The sequence below is a fragment of the Streptomyces sp. BE20 genome, from assembly GCF_036322525.1.
GTDB lineage: Bacteria > Actinomycetota > Actinomycetes > Streptomycetales > Streptomycetaceae > Kitasatospora.
On the sequence record NZ_JAQYWW010000596.1, the window covers coordinates 1 to 1,131 of the forward strand.

At 69.2% G+C, this 1,131-nt stretch carries 1 protein-coding gene and 1 pseudogene; both read right to left on the bottom strand.

The genetic code is table 11. The features are described from left to right. Positions 1–281 (bottom strand): annotated as a pseudogene (locus PUR61_RS11940) (electron transfer flavoprotein subunit alpha/FixB family protein); the annotation flags it as partial. Positions 282–346: 65 nt separating this feature from the next. Then, a partial coding sequence (locus PUR61_RS11945; protein WP_329878653.1) for an electron transfer flavoprotein subunit beta/FixA family protein occupies positions 347–1,131 on the bottom strand: 785 nt, incomplete at its 5' end.

Sequence of the window (1,131 nt, forward strand, 5' to 3'; positions counted from 1 at the left end):
GAGGTGACCAGCACCGCGGCGGCCTCGCTCGCCTTCGCGATCTGGGTCAGCGCGTCCACCTTCGGGACGACCAGCTGGTCGGTGAACTCGGCGCCGTCGGCCACGTAGACCTTCGCCGCGCCGTACTCGGCCGCCTTCGCAGCGATCGCGGCGGCGGCCGGACCGGCCCCGAGGACGACGGCCGACGGCTCGCCGATCCGGCGGGCCAGGGTCAGCAGTTCGAGGGCCGGCTTGCGGACCACACCGTCGGCGTGGTCCACCAGGACGAGAATCTCAGCCATTGCTCAATGTCTCCGTACGTGGAAGTGGTGGGGTGAGGTGGGACGGGAGTGGGGCCTGGCGCCGATCAGATGAACTTCTGGTCGGCGAGGAAGCCCGCGAGCGCCTTGCCGCCCTCGCCCTCGTCCTTGACGACCGTGCCCGCGGTACGCGCCGGACGCGCCGCCACCGACTCCACCGCCGTCCACGAACCCGCCAGACCGACCTCGTCCGCCCCGATCCCCAGATCGTCCAGGTCCAGCGACTGCACCGGCTTCTTCTTCGCCGCCATGATCCCCTTGAACGAGGGGTAACGCGCCTCACCCGACTGATCCGTCACCGACACCACCGCCGGCAGCGAAGCCTCCACCAGCTCCGTCGCCGCGTCACCGTCCCGACGGCCCTTCACCACACCACCCTCGACCGACACCTCCGACAGCAGCGTCACCTGCGGCACACCCAGACGCTCCGCCAACAGCGCCGGCAGCACACCCATCGACCCGTCCGTCGACGCCATACCACCGATCACCAGGTCGAACCCGGTCTTCTCCAACGCCTTCGCCAGCACCGCCGACGTCCCGATCACGTCCGAACCGTGGATGCCGTCGTCGTTCACGTGCACGGCCTTGTCCGCACCCATCGACAACGCCTTGCGCAGCGCGTCCTTCGCATCGTCCGGACCCACCGTCAACACCGTCACCTCGGCGTCACCGCTCGCCTCCGCGATCCGCAACGCCTGCTCCACGCCGTACTCGTCCAGCTCCGACAGAAGGCCGTCCACGCCCTCCCGGTCGGTGGTGTGATCGTCCGAGAAACGACGGTCACCCGTCGCGTCCGGCACGTGCTTCACACAGACAACGATCCTCAAGCTCA